Below are 18573 nucleotides of genomic sequence, written 5' to 3'. Positions count from 1 at the left end.
ATGCAAAATGAAACAATCGAAGGGTTTAGACTTTCTCCACAGCAACGACATTTGTGGGGGTTACAGCAAAATAATTCTCAACAGATCTATCGTGTTCGAGGTGCAATTTTAATTTCAGGAAACCTCGATCGAGAGATTCTGAAAAAGGCGCTGCAAAATGTCGTAAATCGGCACGAAATCCTGCGTACTAGCTTTCACTGCTTGCCTGGGATGACACTACCCCTGCAAGCGATCGCCCGCACTGGTGAAATTCCTATCTCAGAACACAATCTGAGCGGTTTGTCTCCCGAAGAACAAGAAGCTAAAATTGAAGCGCTTTTTCAGCAACTAAACCTGCTTGCTTTTGATTTTGAGCGCGGCCCACTTTGGCATCTCTCTTTAGTAACTTTGGGGGAAAACAAGCACCTATTGCTGGCGAACTTCTCTGCCTTAATTGCAGATAGTGTCACCCTGAAAAATTTTACCCGCGAACTCAGTCTTTCCTACTCAGCTTGTGGGCGCGGGGAAGAGTTCTCTGATGAGTCAATGCAATATGCCGATATTGCTGAGTGGCAAAATGAGTTACTCGAATCAGAAGAAACGGCAATCGGCAAAGAATACTGGCGCAAACTGAATCTTGAATCTTTGGATTGCTTAACGCTTCCTTGGGAAAAGCAGAATTCCGCTTCGGAATTTCAGCCGCTAGTAGAAAGGGTGGAAATTCGGGGTGATTTGTTGAACAGATTGGAAGCGATCGCGCAAAAACACCAAAGCGATATTTCTACATTCCTGCTGACTTGTTGGCAAATTTTAATTTGGCGGCTTACCAGACAGCCAAACCTGATAGTCGGCGTAACTGGAAACGGCAGGAAATATGAAGAATTAGAACACTCTCTGGGGCTGTTGAGTACCTATTTACCGCTACATTGCGACTTGCAAGACGAATTCAGTTTTGCAGAAGTTTGGCGACAAGTTGAGCTAAATCTCAAAGATATTCACACTTGGCAAGAATATTTTACCTGGGAAGAAACTCTAGAATCCGATAAAAGTAACGCTTTTTTGCCCATCTGCTTTGAGTGTGAAACAGAGCCAGAGAAATATGGCGAGTCTGGCGTTTCATTTTTCCTCGATCGGCAAGATGCCTGCCTAGAGCCATTCAAACTTAAACTTTCCTGTCTTTCACGAGGCAATTGCTTAATCACCGATTTTTGCTACGATCCGGCTTTATTTGAAGCTGAAGATATCAAACGCTTGTCAAAACACTTTCAGGCACTATTAGAAAGTGCAGTAAAAAGTCCACAAATTCCCATTAGTCAGTTAAATATACTTAGCGATCGCGATCGTCACCAACTTCTCATTGACTTTAACCAAACTCAAAAAGATTACCCGACAGACAAGTGCGTTCACCAGCTTTTTGAAGAACAAGCCGAGCGCACGCCAGATAGCATTGCCGTTGTCTTTGAAAGTGAACAAATCACCTACCGAGAACTCAACGATCGCACCAATCAACTGGCCCATCACCTGCAAAACTTGGGAGTTGAGCCAGAGGCAATTGTCGGAATTTGCGTCGATCGCTCTTTAGAAACAATCGTAGGAATGCTGGGCATTCTCAAAGCCGGTGGTGCCTATTTGCCGATCGATCCGGCAACCCCAGTAGATCGCAAAGCACTCATGCTAGAAGACGCTCAGGTGAAGGTTTTGCTCGCACAACAGCGGCTCATCGAAAGCTTGCCGAAAACTCAGGCAAATATTGTTTGCATCGATCGAGATATTCCGACTGTTTCTGCCTCTTACACGCCCCCTGTTTCTACAGACAATTTAGCTTATGTCATCTATACTTCCGGTTCCACTGGCATCCCCAAAGGAGTAGCGATCGAACATCGGCAACTGCTCAATTACCTTTACGCTATTCAGGAAAGATTAAACCTGCCATCTGGTGCCAGTTTCGCCACCGTTTCCACCTTCGCCGCCGACTTAGGAAACACAGCGATTTTCCCCGCCCTTTGTTTCGGCGGTTGCCTGCATATTATCTCCCAAGAACGCGCCACCGATCCAGAGGCACTGGGTGAATATTTTTCCCGCAATCCCATCGACTGCCTCAAAATAGTTCCCTCTCATCTAGCCGCCCTTTTAAATTCCTCCCAACCCAAGTCAATTTTGCCTGGGAAACGGCTTATTTTAGGTGGTGAAGCTGCCAACAGGAGCTTAATTAAAATACTTCGCAATCTTGCTCCCAGTTGCTCAGTCTTCAATCACTACGGGCCAACAGAAACAACTGTAGGTGTCCTGACTTATCAAGTCGAATTTGATAAAACTGGGTGCGATTTTGAGACAGTTCCACTCGGTCTTCCGATTGCCAACACTCGGATTTATATCTTGGATTCTTACTTGCAGTCGGTGCCGATAGGCGTACCTGGTGAACTGTACGTCGGCGGTGATAATTTGGCACGCGGATATCTTAACCGCCCTGAATTAACCGCAGAAAAATTTATTCGCAATCCATTTGACACGCAAGCAAAAACACGACTGTACAAAACGGGTGATTTGGCTCGCTATTTGCCAGACGGAAACATCGAATTTATTGGGCGAATTGACAGTCAAGTAAAAATCCGGGGTTTCCGCATTGAATTGGGAGAAATTGAGGCGGTGCTGGGGCAACATCCAGATATCGCGCAGGCTGTAGTTGTGGCGCCAGAAGACGAGATGGCACAAAAGCGCCTCGTGGCTTATTTGATTTCTGAGCAGAAACCAGCACCAAGCAGCAGCGAACTTCGCCGTTTTTTAGCGACAAAATTGCCTGAGTACATGGTGCCTTGGGCTTTTGTAATGCTCAAAAGTTTGCCTTTAACTCCTAATGGAAAGATCGATCGGCGATCGCTGCCAGAACCTGACGAAATGCGGCCGGAGTTGACAGAAAACTTTGTCGCGCCTCGCACAAATATCGAGGAAGTTTTAGCCGCTATCTGGGCTGAAGTTCTCAAACTTGAAAAAGTCGGCATTTACGACAACTTTTTTGAATTAGGAGGGCATTCCCTATTAGCCACTCAAGTAATTTCCAGAGTGCGCCAAGCATTTCAGGTCGAGTTGCCTTTGCACCGTTTATTTGAGTCTGCGACTGTCGCCGATTTTGCTGTAGCGATCGCGCAAAAGCAAGTCGAACAAACAGACAGTGAAATGCTAGCGAGGGTGTTAGCAGACCTCGATCAACTTTCAGAAGCACAAATTCAGGAAATTCTCGCCCAGCAAGGAGTCAGCAAATGAGTGATTTAATTGAACGCATCGCGGGTCTTTCTCCCCAAAAGCGCGAGTTGCTGTTGCAGCGACTCAACCATAAAAAAGAAAGCGTTTCGCTAGCAAAAATTCTGCCTCAAAGTCGAGAGTCTAACACTTTTCCTCTGTCGTTTGCTCAACAGCGGTTGTGGTTTTTTGAGCAACTAAATGCAGGCAACTTTACCTATCATATCCTCGCCGGCGTGCGTTTGACGGGCACACTCGACGCCACAGCCCTCGATCGCAGTCTCAACGAACTTGTCAAGCGTCATGAAGTTTTGCGAACGGCTTTTAAGACAATAAATGGGCAACCCATTCAGGCGATCGCTTCAAATCTGGAATTGAAAATTTTAGAAATAGATTTGCGATCGCTTCCTGAAACTGAACGATCTCGCGAAATTGAACGGTTGATCGCCGCAGAAGCAAAGCTTGCTTTCGATTTGTCACAAGCACCCTTATTACGTGCCAAATTGCTGCAATTGAGCGATTCAAACTGGGTGCTGCTATTGAGTACGCACCACATCATTTTCGATGCCTGGTCAATGGGAATATTCATTCAGGAACTCGCCACGTTTTATCAAGCCTTTTGCACTGGCAAACCTTCTCCCCTTCCCGAACTGTCGGTACAGTACGCAGACTTTGCAAGTTGGCAGCGCCAGTGGTTGCAAGGAGAAGTTTTAGAGACGCAGCTTGCTTACTGGAAAAAACAGCTCGGAGGCAATCTTCCTGTACTAAATTTGCCAACAGATCGCCCCCGCTCGGCAATACAAAGCTTCCGAGGTGCGGTGCATAAATTTACTATTCCCAAGGCAATCGCAGAGGAAATCGTCCAATTGAGCCAGCGGGAAAAAGCTACTTTATTTATGACCCTACTGGCAGCGTTTAAAACATTGCTTTATCGCTACACTGGCCAAGAAGATATTTTAGTCGGCTCCCCCATTGCTAACCGCAACCGACGCGAAATCGAGGAATTAATTGGCTTATTTGCTAACACTTTAGTTTTCCGAACCAATCTGTCGAGCAACCCAACTTTTAAAGAGTTACTGGCTAGCGTGCGAGAAGTAGCTCTCGGCGCGTATAACCACCAGGATTTACCATTCGAGAAACTGGTAGAAATCCTACACCACGAACGAGATTTAAGTCATAATCCGCTATTTCAGGTGTTGTTCTCTCTGCGAAATGTTCGGACACCGCAGATAAAATTGCCAGGAGTGATGTTGAGCAATTTAGAAATAGAACGAAAAACCGCGAGATTTGATTTAGCGCTTGACCTGGAGGAAGGATTAGAGGGTATTAATGGAACGCTTGAGTATAGCCAAGATTTGTTTGACGCTAGCACTGCACGACGGATAGCCGGACATTTTATTACCTTACTAGAAAGTATAGCTACCAATCCCGAACAGCGCCTTTCAAATTTGCCAATCTTGACAAAACCTGAACAGCAGCAACTACTATTCGAGTGGAACAATACTCAATCGAATTTTCCGCAAGATAAGTGCATACATGAACTATTTGAAGCGCAGGCAGAACTGACACCAGATGCGATCGCTGTCGTTTTTGAAAATGAATGTCTGACTTACCGGGATCTGAACAAAAAAGCAAATAACCTCGCAAGTTACTTGCAAAAAATTGGTGTCAATCCAGAATTTTTGGTAGGAATTTATGTCGATCGCTCCCTAGACATGGTGGTAGGGCTTCTCGGCATCCTCAAAGCCGGTGGTGCTTACGTTCCCCTCGATCCAGCATATCCGCCAGAGCGCCTGGGATTCATGCTAGAAGACGCGCAAATTTCAGTGTTACTCACTCAGCAAAAACTATTAGAAACACTGCCAAAAAATAGCGCCTATATCGTGTTTCTGGATGCAGATAGGGAAGGCATATCGAGCTGCGACGAGCCAGTCGTGGGTTTACAAAATTCCTCAAATTTAGCCTATGTCATCTATACTTCAGGCTCAACAGGTCAACCCAAAGGAGTGCAAATTTCCCACGCCTCTGCCGTTAACTTCTTGAGTTCTATGCACCAACAACTCGCGATCGCAGACCGAGATGTTTGGCTAGCAGTAACATCCTTATCTTTTGACATTGCAGCGCTGGAACTGTTCCTGCCTATTACAACAGGTTCTCGCGTCGTTGTAGCCAGCCGAGAAGTGGCATCAAACGGGGAAAAGCTGTTAGAAACATTAACAAATTCTGGCGCGACATTTATGCAAGCTACTCCAGCCAGTTGGAAAATGCTTTTAGCAGCAGGATGGCCGGGAAACAATCAATTAAAAATACTGTGCGGGGGAGAAGCTTTACCCCGACAGCTCGCCAATCAGTTGCTTTTGCGTGGCGCTGCTGTGTGGAATTTATACGGCCCTACAGAAACCACTATCTGGTCAACTCTCTATCAGGTCGATCGCAAAGATGAATCAGTTTCCATCGGTCGCCCGATTGCTAACACTCAAATTTTCATATTAGACCGCTATTTAATGCCAGTTCCCGTTGGCATATTTGGCGAACTGCACATCGGCGGTGCCGGCTTATCTAGAGGCTACCTAAACCGACCGGAACTGACCGCAGAGAAGTTTATTCCTAACCCCTTTGCAGAGGACGGAATTCATGCTTCATGCTTCATTCATCCTTCATCGTTTATTCTTTCAGAACGCCTCTATAAAACCGGGGACTTGGCTCGCTATCTCCCAGATGGAAACATTGAATTTATGGGGCGCAGCGACCACCAGGTGAAAGTTCGCGGATTTCGCATCGAATTAGGCGAAATTGAAGCGGTACTCAGCCAATACCCAGCCGTGCGAGAAGCGATCGCACTGGTTCGAGAGGATAATCCGGGCGACAAGCGTTTAGTAGCTTATATCGTTGTTAACTCAGAACTCCGGGGCGGACACGGGAACACTGCTCCTACGAATTCAGAATTTATTAATCACTTGCGCGTCTTTCTCAAACAAAAACTGCCGCAGTACATGATACCGTCAGCGTTTGTGCTGCTGGAAGCAATGCCTTTAACGCCTAACGGAAAAATCGATCGGCGATCGCTAAGAGCACCTGACACAAACACAGCGGAATTCGAGAGCAATTTTACCGAGCCTCGAACTCCCGACGAGCAATTAATAGCAGAAATTTGGGCGGAAGTTCTCGGTTTAGAGCGAGTTGGCATTCACGATAACTTCTTTGAATTGGGAGGTCATTCATTGCTGGCTACTCAGGCGATCGCCCGCCTGCGAGAAGCGTTTCAAATTGAATTGCCCCTGCGCGTTTTATTTGAATCGCCTACCGTCGCAACTGTGACCGAAAGCCTCTTGCAATATCGCACCGAGCAAAACCTGAAAGCACCCCCCATCGATCGCGCATCGCGGGAGGGAGAATTGCCCCTTTCCTTTGCACAACAGCGGCTCTGGTTCGTCGATCAATTGCAACCGGGCGATCCAGCGTACAATATTCCCGCAGCCGTGCGCTTGAAAGGCGCGATCGACGTGACAGCATTACAGCGAAGTTTCCAAACAATTATCGCTCGCCACGAAGCCTTGCGGACAATTTTTAACACAGTGGAAGGGCGACCGATTCAAACGATTATTCCCTCTCCGACTTTCGCGCTTTCAGTCATAGACTTGCGGGAATTTCCTCACTCGCAGCGGGAAGCCGAAGCGGTGCGACTCGCTCTTGAAGAAGCGCGACAACCTTTTGACTTAGCAAAATGGCCATTAATGCGCGTTACTTTGCTACAGTTAAAGGAGACAGAATCTATATTATTGCTAACCATTCATCACATCGTTGCAGATGGCTGGTCCCTAGGGGTACTCGTGCGGGAAATGGCTGCACTCTACGAAGCTTTTTGTGCTGGCAAAGCTTCCCCACTTTCCGAACTTCCCCTTCAATACGTCGATTATGCCGTCTGGCAGCGAAACTGGCTTTCTGGGGAAGTTTTAGAAACAAAACTTGCCTATTGGAAGCAACACTTAGGCAATCCTTTGCCAGTGCTGCAACTGCCTACCAAACAACCGCGCTCTAATGTTTCTACCTATCGGGCTGCCCTTCAACCGTTCCAGCTTTCCCCAACCCTTTCGCAAGCCCTCAATAAGCTGAGTCGTCAAGAAAGTGCCACCCTATTTATGACGATGCTAGCCGCTTTAGAAACGCTGCTATATCGCTATACAAATCAGGATGACATCATTGTCGGCACAGACCTGGCAAATCGCACCCAAATTGAGACAGAAGCTTTAATAGGCTTCTTTGTCAATATCCTCGTTTTGCGGACTGATTTGAGTGGCAATCCCACTTTTTGTGAATTGCTCGCAAGGGTGCGCGAAGTAACTTTAAAAGCCTACGCTCATCAAGATTTACCCTTCGACAAATTAGTGGAGGGATTGCGCCCCGATCGCACTCTAAATCAGCCACAAATTTTTCAAGTTTTATTCGTCATGCAAAATATGCCGATGCCTGCTTTAAAGCTGGGGAATTTAACTTTAACTCCGTTAGAAGTTGACAGCGAAATTGCGAAATTCGATTTAGTTCTCTTCGTGGGGGAAACCGAGCGGGGAATTGCCGGTAGTTGGAAATATAATGCAGGTCTTTTCGACTGCGCCACCATCGAGCAAATGTCAAATCGCTTTGAAACCCTCCTCAGCAGCATTGTAGCGCAGCCAGAAACTCGGTTAAACAACTTGGAAATTATCACGGAAGCTGAAAAACAAAAACAAACCATGCAAGAACTAAAGCGCGAAAAAATAAATTTCAGCAAGTTTAAGAGCATTAAACCGAAAGAGGTTGCTCTGCCTGAAGGCGAGTTGATAAAAACCGAGTTTCTTCAGCCTGGGGAACTATTCCCGTTAGTCATCAAACCCGCTATTAACAATGTCGATCTTGCAGACTGGGCAAAGAACAACCGCGAATTGATAGAAGCAAAATTGCTACAGCACGGAGCAATTCTGTTTCGAGGGTTCATCGACCCTGTGGTTTCCGCATTCGAGCAGTTTGCACTCTCAATTTGTTCGGAATTATTTGGGGAGTACGGGGATTTGCCACGCGAAGGAGTTAGCGGAAAAGTTTACGGTTCAACTCCTTACCCAGCAGATAAAGCTATCTTATTTCACAGCGAGAGTTCGCACCTGCACCGCTGGCCGATGAAAATCTGGTTTTTCTGCGTTCAGCCAGCGCAACAAGGCGGAGAAACGCCGATTGTTGACTGCCGTAAAATTTACCAGTTGCTAGACCCGAAACTCAGAGAAAAATTTGCCCAAAAGCAAATTATGTACGTTCGTAACTACACAGACGGACTAGATGTAAGCTGGAAAGATTTTTTCAAAACTGAAGACAAATCGGTGGTTGAAGAATACTGCCGACAAGCTGGGATGGAATTTGAGTGGAAAGCAGGAAATAATTTGAGAACTCGCAAAATTCGCCCCGCAATTGCCAAGCACCCAAAAACCCAAGAGATGGTATTTTTTAACCAACTTCCCTTGCACCACATTTCCTGCTTAGATGCGGCAACCCGCGCTTCCTTGCTCTCTGTTTTTGGAGAAGAGAACCTCCCCCGCAATGTCTATTACGGTGACGGCACTCCTATTGAAGACTCGGTAATGGAAGAAATTCAGGCAGTGTACGCGCAAGCTGCTGTTAGTTTTCCCTGGCAAGCAGGAGACATCTTAATGCTAGATAATATGCTTGCCGCTCACAGTCGCAATCCATTTATCGGTTCGCGAAAAATTGTTGTAGCGATGGGCGAAATGATTCCTGAATTAGGAATTTAATTTCCTCTCATCTCTTCCAGGGCTGTTTCATTCTCTTGTAGGGGCTGCCCCCCGTGGCTGCCCCAATCTCTGAAACACCTAGCAAATCGTGGATGGGGAGGGCGGGCACGGGGGCACCGCCCCTACAAAATCATCGTTTTCCGTAGGGGCAATCCCCCCGTGGTTGCCCCGAAACAGCCCTGCTTTCTCCTCTCTTCGAGGCAGAACCGGGTAACGAGAATAAAGTAGTGCTTTGAGAAATAAAAACAATGCAAACAATTAATGGATTTCGGCTTTCACCCCAGCAAAAATATCTGTGGCTGTTGCAGCAAGACAGCCCTGCTTATCGCATTCAATCCGCTATTTTGATCGAGGGAAGTCTTCAAACTGATAACCTAAAAAAAGCTTTAGAAAAAGTTAGCGATCGTCACGAAATTATCCGGACAAGCTTTCAGCGAAAGGCCGGGCTAAAAATTCCTATACAAGTTATCTCCGAACATAGCTCTGTTTCGTGGAACTGGGTTAACTTAAGTGAAGTGACTCCCCAGGAGCAAGAAGCCAAACTTGAAGAGATTTTTCAGCAAGAAAAGAGCGCTTTATTCAACTTCGAGGGCAATCCTGTTTGGCGCTTGTCTTTAATTACACTTTCATCTGAGAGGCATATTTTGTTAGTCAGTTTACCAGCACTGTGCGCCGATAGTCGCACACTAAAAAATCTGGTTCGAGAACTCAGCCAGTGCTATGCTGCCTCCCTTCACGGCGAAGAACTTTCCGATGAAGTTGTACAATACGTTCAATTTTCCGAATGGCAAAATGAATTGCTCGAAGATGAGGAAGCGGCGGAGGGCAAAGAATACTGGACTAGACAAGATTTATCGGCGCTAGCGAGTTTAAGGTTGCCGTTTGAAAATAGATTAATCAACGCGCCAGCTCAATTTACTCCCCAAGCTTTTGAGGTCAAATTAGAGTTAGCTTTGCTGGAAAAAGTGGAAGCGATCGCCCGCCAGTACAACACCTCACTTTCTACATTCTTGCTCGCTTGCTGGAAAATTTTGCTCTGGCGGCTGATTGGCCAATCAGAGCTCGCTGTTGGCGTGGCATTCGACGGTCGAAAATACGAAGAACTAGAGCCCGCGCTTGGGCTGTTTGCCAAATTTTTACCGCTGTCGAGCCAACTAACCGAAAATTTTTCCTTCGCGGAAACCTTGCAGCAAATTCAGCAGGAAGAACGCGAGGCATACAAGTATCAAGAATATTTCTCCCACGAATATCTAGGCAACTCTTCCGGCTTTCCATTTGGTTTCGAGTTTGAGGAACATCTCGAAAAGTATGCCGCTGCTGGCACATCTTTTTCGATTTACAAGCAGTATGCGTGCTGCGATCGCTTCAAAGTTAAACTCTCTTGCCACCGCCAAAATGACTCGCTCGCGGCTGAGTTTCACTACGATCCTATCTTCCTTGCAGACAACAGTATCCGGTGCTTGGCAGAGCAATTTTACGCCTTAGTGCAAAGTGCAGCCAGCAACCCACAAACCGCGATCGACCAACTCGAAATGCTGAGCGATCGCGCCCGACATCAGTTATTACTAGAATTAAACAGCACAAAAGCAGATTACCAGCTCGATAAGTGCGTTCACCAGCTATTTGAAGAACAAGCAGAGCGATCGCCGAACCGGATAGCTGCTGTTTGTGAAAATCAGCAAATTACCTACAGCGAACTCAACGCCCGCGCTAACCAAATCGCCCATTATTTGCAACAATTAGGGATAAAACCAGAGGTGATTGTCGGCATTTGCGTTGAAAGGGGGGCGGGCACGGGGGCACCGCCCCTACAGGCGATCGCTGGAATTCTAGGCATCCTCAAAGCAGGTGGCGCGTACCTACCGCTCGACCCAGCCATGCCCAAAGAGCGCCTAGCATTGATGTTGCAAAATGCTCAGACTCCAGTGCTGTTAACCCAACAGCATCTCCTCAAAAATTTGCCTGAAACTCAAGCACAGATCGTCTGCTTAGACGCAGAAATTCCCTCTGTCTCCCCCTCTCTCTCTCCCCCTCTCTCTCCTGAAAATTTAGCTTATGTCATTTACACTTCCGGTTCCACTGGCACACCCAAAGGAGTCGCCATTGAACACCGGCAACTGCTCAATTACCTGCACGGCATTCAGGAAAAATTAAACCTGCCACCGACTGCCAATTTTGCCACCGTTTCCACATTCGCAGCAGACTTAGGACACACTGTTATTTTCCCCGCTTTGTGTTCGGGCGGGTGCCTCCACATCATCTCTCAAGAACGCGCAACAGATCCTCAAGCAATTGCGGCTTATTTTCAGCAACATTCTATCGATTGTCTGAAAATTGTTCCCTCTCACTTAAAAGCTTTGTTGAGCGATTCTAACGCCTCGCAAATCTTACCTAAAAAGCGATTAATTCTCGGCGGTGAGCCTTTGATGTGGAATTTAATTGAAACAATTCAGAAATACAATCCAGACTGCTTGATATTCAACCATTACGGGCCGACAGAAACAACTGTAGGCGTGCTGACTTATCAGGTAAAAATGCAAGGCGATCGCATTTCCGAGACAGTTCCTTTAGGTCGCCCGCTACCCAACACGCAGATTTATTTGCTCGATTCGCACTTGCAGCCGGTTCCTGTAGGGGTGGCAGGTGAATTATATATTGCTGGTGCGGGATTGGCTCGCGGCTATCTAAACCAACCAGAACTCACGGCAGAAAAATTCATTTGCAATTCATTGACTCAGGAACCGAAAACTCGACTTTACAAAACTGGCGACTTAGCTCGCTATTTGCCAGACGGAAATATAGAATTTATCGATCGCGTCGATCGCCAAGTAAAGCTGCGAGGTTTCCGCATTGAATTGGGGGAAATTGAGGCGGGGCTGTCTCATCATCCCTCTGTACGTGAGGCAGTCGTTGTACTTCAGGAAAATGAACCGGGAAATCAGCGTTTAGTCGCCTATATCGTTGCTCACTCAAAACTCAGCGTTCAGGACTCACAACTGATTGAAAGCCTGCGTTCATTCCTCAAAGAAAAGCTGCCCGAATACATGATACCTTCTGCTTTTGTGGTTCTGAAAGCGCTGCCACTGACTCCCAATGGCAAAATAGACCGTCAAGCGCTTCCTGCACCGTCAATAGCAGCCAATTTTACAGATACGTTTGTAGGCCCTCGCACTCCCGGTGAGAAGATTCTTGCCGAAATTTGGAGCCAGCTTCTCAACCTTCAAAAGGTAGGAATTCACGATAATTTCTTTGACTTGGGGGGACACTCATTACTGATTACTCAGTTGTTAGCCAAAGTGCGAGAATCTTTTCAGGTGGAATTGCCTTTGCGCGTTTTGTTTGAAGCTCCTACTGTAGCTGGTTTAGCTGAAAAAATCGAAATGCAACAAGGGGGCAACACAGCGGGCGATCGCACTGCAAGTTTCGATATTAACGCTGAAGTTGTTTTAGACCCGGCAATTCGCCCTGCAACTCCATGGAGGGAGCCAAAAACTGAACCAGCTTGCATTCTCTTAACAGGGGCGACGGGCTTTTTGGGAGCCTTTTTACTCCGCGACCTCTTGCAACAAACTCAAGCAGAAATTTATTGCCTAGTTCGTTCTGCCGATGCAGAATCAGGCAAAAAGCGGATTCAAAGCAGCCTCGAATCCTATTTAATTTGGGATGAAAGCAGCAGCGAGCGAATTATCCCAATTGCTGGAGATTTGTCTCAACCACTTTTGGGGATTTCCGAGGAGCAGTTCCGAGTTTTAGCCAGTAAAATTGATGTCATTTACCACAATGGCGCGTTTGTCAAGTTTACTTATCCCTACTCGGTTCTCAAACCCGCTAACGTTTTGGGGACGCAGGAAGTTCTGAGATTGGCGAGTCAAAGTAAGCTAAAACCAGTCCATTTAATTTCTACTATTTCCGTTTTCTCGGCCAGGGGAGAATCTGGGATTAAGGTGGTGCGAGAGGAGGATGAACTCACTCCGGGAGAGGGTCTAAAAGGCGCTTACACTCAGACTAAGTGGGTGGCAGAAAAGTTAGTAGAGGTCGCGCGCGCTCGCGGGATTCCTGTTACCATTTACAGGCCAGGTCGCATTTCTGGGGACAGCAAAACAGGGGCCTGCAATCCCAGTGACTTACTGTACAGGTTAATCGCTGGTTGCGTGCAACTTGGATGTGCGCCCGATGGCGATAAGCTGATCAATGTAGCGCCTGTTGACTATGTGAGCCGAGCGATAGTTCATCTTTCGAGGCAAAAAGAATTGCTCGGAAAGACTTTTCATTTAGTCAACACTCAGTCCTTTCAAATGAGCGAATTGCTGGGCTGGATTTGCTCAATGGGTTATCCAATCAAACGAGTTTCGTCTGAGGCTTGGCAAGCAGAAATAATCAATCGCGCTGGATATTCTCCAGAAAATGCTTTGTACCCGCTTGTCGGTCTTTTTTCAGAAAAAGTTTCTGAAGCGGAAATGTCACAATCAGGAACGCTACAGTTCGATTGCAAAAATACACTAGATGGACTTGCTACCACTGACATCACCTGTCCGCAAGCGGATGCGAATCTGTTTCGCACTTACCTTTCCTATCTCGCCGATTGTGGCTTGATAGGTAGCCACAATTAAAACCTATAAGGGCGCAAAGCATTGCGTCCCTACCTAGCTCAATCTCTGGAGACTTCAAAATGAACGAATTGCAACAAAGACACATGAAAGCGCTCATAGAGCGCTACACCGATCGCACAAAGACATCTAAGAATTTCGCGCAAAAATACCGTCCGGTTCTCGCTGACAATCGGGCTTCTGATGGGTTTCGCATTCCCGTCAAGGAGATGTTTTATCCCATTGTCGCCGATCGCTCGCTTGGCTCTAAAATATGGGATGTTGATGGCAACGAATACATCGATATCACGATGGGATTTGGCATCAATCTTTTCGGTCATAATCCGACCTTTATTAAAGAAGCCCTATTACAGCAACTCGATCGCGGTGTGCAAATTGGTCCTCAAGCAGAAATTGCCGGAGAAGTTGCGGAATTAATCTGCGAATTAACGGGAATGGAGCGCGTCACTTTTTCTAATACGGGTACGGAAGCGGTGATGGCAGCTTTACGATTAGCTAGAGCGGCAACTAAACGCAATAAAATTGCTTTGTTTTCTGGTTCTTATCACGGTCATTTTGACGGAACTCTCGCAGTTCTAAAAAAGATCAATGGCGATTTATGCACCATTCCAAAAGCGCCAGGAATTCTCGCTAATTTTATTGAAGATGTTTTAGTTTTGGATTACGGAAGCCCTCACGCCCTGGAAATGATCAAAGCTCACCAGCATGAATTAGCGGCGGTTCTCGTCGAGCCGGTGCAAAGCCGCCGTCTCGATTTACAACCCAAAGAATTTCTCCACCAACTCAGACAATTAACAAAAGAATCAGAAATTGCGCTGATTTTTGATGAAATGGTTACTGGTTTCCGAATTCATCAAGGCGGGGCGCAGGGGTGGTTTGGCATTGAGGCAGATATTGCAACTTACGGTAAAATCGTCGGGGGTGGTATGCCGATTGGAATTATCGCTGGAAAAGCTGCTTATATGGATAAAATTGACGGCGGTTTGTGGAACTACGGCGATGATTCCTCCCCCCAGGTAAAAACAACAATTTTTGCCGGCACTTTTTGCAAGCACCCACTTGCTCTGGCTGCTGCGCGTTCCGTGCTGCGCTATCTTAAAAGTCAAGGCCCAACCCTTCAGCAGCAGTTGAATCAGCGAACTTCGCAGCTAGTTGAAACCCTGAATGCTTATTTCAAAGAAAATGAAGTCTCTGTCTGGCTTGTAAATTTCGGCTCGCAATTTCGCGCTGCTGCCTCGGTTGAGATAGATCCGCTACTTTTTCACTTACTCGAAAAGTGTATTTTCATATCCGAAGGTCGTAGCTGCTTTCTCTCCACCGCTCACACTAATGAAGACACAGAGCGCATCATTCAGGCAGTTAAAGAGAGTATTCAAGAAATGCGCGAAGGAGGCTTTTTCCCGATTCAGCAATAAACTTGGTTTTTGACCGATCGCATTGGGAGCATCTCACTTCTGCATGCAGCCAAGCTAGAAATTGGAGTTAGGAGCCAGGAGCCAGGAGCCAGGAGGAAAGAGTCAGAAAGAAGGAGGAAGAAGGAAGGAGCCAGAAAAAGTGTTTTTACAAATATGAGATGCTCCCGATCGCATTTTTAACGGACTCAGATTTAACTCACCTCCGAACCTCAATTTTCAGGAATGGAGAACGGGGTGATCATTAGGGACAGAAATTATTGAATATTTCTACTTACCATTGTCTCGGATGATTCACTTTGATCTACTCAATCCATGTACGCTGCCCGTTGGGGGTTGCGGAATGTGGGTTTAAATGTCTGTGCGTTGCATCTGCAGTTTCCTCGCTCAAAGATTTAGGCAATAAGTCTAATGACTAATGGCTACTGACTACACTGACTACTGACTAAATCAATCATTAATAAATTCACCTTCACAGATAATCGAGTCTCGGTTCTCCAAATCTTCTTGATTCCAGACGGCGTTTAATGCTGCGGAACTTAAGGAAGTTGACATCGTATTTAATGTTGTGTTGTAGTATTCGACAGCATTATTAAGTTCCACCTGCGGCGCTTCCTTGAAGTACGAATTAATATCAGGTGTGCACCGCTGGGCCTGGTAGTATAAATAAGATTCAGCATTAATGCACATTACGTGGTAAAAATCCTTATTTGCTGTCGCAATATCTCCAAGTTTATACAGCGCTAAACCCCGGTTGAGGTAAGCTTTAACATAGTTGGGATCGAGTTCCACTGCTTTGTTAAAGTCTTCAATTGCAAGCTGCATTTGTTTTAATTTATAGCGAACGCAACCTCTGTTATAATACGCATAAACATTATTTGGATCGATGCCGAGTGCAGTGTTATAGTCGGCGATCGCCTGCGTATTGTCTCCTAATTGGTGGTAACAGAGACCGCGATTTATGTAAGCTTTGATATATCTAGGATTCAATCGCAGCGTTTCGTTAAAGTTCTCCGTTGCTGCTTCTTTTTCTCCCAAAAGGTAGTAAGCGCGCCCCCGGTTGTAATAGGTTTTATAATTGTGGGAATTGATAGAGAGAGCTTGATTGTAGTCTTCTATTGCTTCTTCGTAATGCCCTAAATTAGCAAGTACGAGTCCTCGGTTGTTGTAGATAGCGTGGTTATTAGGCTTACTGGCTAAAGCGCAGTTGAGATCGTCAATGGCTTTTTCGTGTTCTCCGAGATGGCGCCAAGCATTGCCTCGATTCAGATAGGCCTCGAACAAGCTAGGATTGATATCTAGTGCTTGGGTGAGGTCTGCGATCGCCTTTTGGTAGTCTTTCATGTAATAGTAAACCAAGCCGCGATTGTTATAGGCTTTGGCATCGGCGGGATTGACTTGCAATATCTGATCGAAGTCCTCAAGTGCCGCTTCATAGTTTCCTTTCTTGGCGCTGTGCAAACCGCGTTTGTAAAATTGTTTGAGGTTCATATGTCAACTTTCAGGATTGCTTGATTCTGGGGGTTGATTCCTTTGCTGTCAGTTTTGAGTTGAACAACTGTTAAACTTCTCTTTTTTTGCCACCCGTTATTAGATTACCCTCAAATTGATTGTAGGCTATCTACCGGAAACAGGATTTTAGGTTCATTTTAACAGCTCTTCGAGCTTCTGGAGACCGTCACTACGCCGGCTTGATTTACTTTACCAGTTCGATTATTGACAATCTTGAGTTTCAGTAAAAAGTCTGATTTTAGTCGAAATCCTGTTTCCCATTCTCGGGCTGTGATCGAAGCGATCGTAAAACTTGGTATCAATTGCTGCACGTGTTTTCTAAGTGTAAACTTTAGATATTGTTAACAAACTCGCCATGAATAAGCAACATCAAACTCTAAAACGCCGACATAGTGGATGAGAAACTCGATCGATAAATTCTTGGTGTGCAGCAATGCCGGCAGCATAAGTCGTTTTGTTGCCTGCAATCTTGATTGATACAGTTCCTCCACAACAACTGTTGCTTGTGCGCCCCCTAGCAGGCAGAGCATTTAAGTGCGCGGGTTCTGAATCGGGAACGCTGTCTGCACATTTGCTTGATAGCTGAGTACATAAAATATGAGCCGTTGGCAAAGAAGTAACTACACCTTCTACTATGCCTTCGCGGGGATTTCCAAATCTCCCCCGAGCGATCGAGAATACTACTAGATTAGGTTGGACTAAATCGCACAACTGCTGAGCAAATGCTTTGCTATCAGCACCGCCCGGTCTACCTCCATGATGTGGAAAAACCAAGATGTCAGCTTTCAATTCACTTCTTTCCTTTAGAAGTTCGTCTAATCCAACTTGGTCAATATCAGCACCTAATATAGCCACTCTATGAGTATTGTGAACCAGACCAATAACAGCCGATGTCGAGTTGGGGTTCAATCGGCGATCGTCCACAGTTTTACCTACTCCACCAGCCAGGGCTAATTCAGGAGTTGGGGCAAGAATTTCTACCATAACTTGACCCACATTCAACTGACCTGTTTTTGTTGTTGTCAGTTCACTTGAAACTACTGTACCCAAACGTAGCCGTGCATCTTTTAAAGCAATAAGTAAGTCTTTCCAAATTTCTGTGTTCCTGAGTAAATCGGGATTTAAATGTACGTTATTAATTTTGATATCTTCATTTAACAGCAGGTTGATGATGCCTGCAATGTGGTCTGCATCAGCATGAGAAATCAAAATATGTGAAATTTCTTGAATAGATAAATGTTCCAATGTTTCTATCAAAGTAACGCCATAAGCACAGTCAATAACTATTACGCCGTTTGTATCTCTCAAAACTGCACAATTTCCATGACCAACATCTAAAATTATAAGTTCAGGTAAGCTCATCATTATCATCTAACTCAGGTGCTAACTGGAATTTCTCAAAATAAAGATCCTCAGATTTATCAGCTCCTATATTAACATGAGCAAATAAACGGACACCTCCTTTTAGTGCGTCCTGTCGAATTTCTTCGGGAATAAGCACAGCAGGAAAACGAACAGCCTCATGGGGATTCCAACCAGGAACTATTGCATCTAGAACATCTTCCCCAGATTCTTTATCAGTATTGGTGATTCTTACTAGCGTTCTATGAGGTTTTCTGTTACTGGGGACTTGACCCCTAAGTTCTAAAACACAGTTTTCAATTCCTTGTTTTATAGTCGCAGCATTGGCTTCATCTCGACTCAAAAGCACGGGAATTTTGCGCCGCGACTTTCTAATAGAGACATTGGCATCTATTGCGGTGTACTGAGTTATGAGAATAGATGGAATTTTTCGATCGTACAATGCGGCTACTAATGTCGCTCCAGAAAAATTAGTCCGCCCATAATTAGCCAAACGATGGTCGCACAAGGCACCTTGAGCATTTTTCTCAATATGCGATGCAAGTACATCGACTTCTCTGAAAAAGTCATCGACTATAAAAGATTCAAAACCCGCCTCCTCTACATCCCACCCAGTCACCTTAGCTAAGTCTGGTTCATCATCAACTATTGCTATTTTATTAAGTGAAATTTGTGCAATCATTACAG

At 45.7% G+C, this 18573-nt stretch carries 7 protein-coding genes; 4 read left to right on the top strand and 3 right to left on the bottom strand.

Features of this window, described 5'->3' with window-relative positions:
• The 4 genes from QUA44_RS16935 to QUA44_RS16920 all read left to right on the top strand — a co-directional run bounded on the left by QUA44_RS16935 (nt 1) and on the right by QUA44_RS16920 (nt 15015).
• Nucleotides 1-3240, top strand: a complete 3240-nt coding sequence (locus tag QUA44_RS16935) for an amino acid adenylation domain-containing protein (protein WP_333252697.1) — start codon at nt 1-3, stop codon at nt 3238-3240.
• Nucleotides 3237-8993, top strand: a complete 5757-nt coding sequence (locus QUA44_RS16930) for an amino acid adenylation domain-containing protein (protein WP_333252699.1) — start codon at nt 3237-3239, stop codon at nt 8991-8993. The genes QUA44_RS16935 and QUA44_RS16930 overlap by 4 nt, the downstream gene beginning before the upstream one ends.
• Before the next feature lie 248 nt (nt 8994-9241).
• A complete protein-coding gene (locus QUA44_RS16925; protein ID WP_333252701.1) occupies nt 9242-13603 on the top strand; it encodes an amino acid adenylation domain-containing protein in 4362 nt (1453 codons plus the stop codon).
• Between the two features lie 59 nt (nt 13604-13662).
• A complete protein-coding gene (locus QUA44_RS16920) occupies nt 13663-15015 on the top strand; it encodes an aminotransferase class III-fold pyridoxal phosphate-dependent enzyme (protein WP_333252703.1) in 1353 nt (450 codons plus the stop codon).
• Nucleotides 15016-15462: 447 nt separating this feature from the next.
• On the opposite strand, the gene QUA44_RS16915 is transcribed toward QUA44_RS16920, so the two are convergent.
• The 3 genes from QUA44_RS16915 to QUA44_RS16905 form a co-directional block, all read right to left on the bottom strand.
• Nucleotides 15463-16503 carry a tetratricopeptide repeat protein gene (locus QUA44_RS16915; RefSeq protein ID WP_333252705.1) on the bottom strand — a complete coding sequence of 347 codons (1041 nt, stop codon included), beginning with the start codon at nt 16501-16503 and terminating at the stop codon, nt 15463-15465.
• Between the two features lie 390 nt (nt 16504-16893).
• Nucleotides 16894-17889 (bottom strand): MBL fold metallo-hydrolase, encoded by a 996-nt coding sequence (locus tag QUA44_RS16910; RefSeq protein WP_333252708.1) that lies wholly within the window; start codon nt 17887-17889, stop codon nt 16894-16896.
• The gene (locus QUA44_RS16905) at nt 17873-18568 is read right to left on the bottom strand and encodes a hypothetical protein (RefSeq protein ID WP_333252710.1); all 696 of its coding nucleotides are present in this window, start codon (nt 18566-18568) and stop codon (nt 17873-17875) included. The genes QUA44_RS16910 and QUA44_RS16905 overlap by 17 nt, the downstream gene beginning before the upstream one ends.
• Nucleotides 18569-18573 lie beyond the last annotated feature (5 nt).

Source organism: Microcoleus sp. N9_A2 (assembly GCF_036701775.1).
Classification (GTDB): Bacteria; Cyanobacteriota; Cyanobacteriia; order Cyanobacteriales; family Microcoleaceae; genus Microcoleus.
This window is presented reverse-complemented; position numbering and strand designations above follow the sequence as displayed.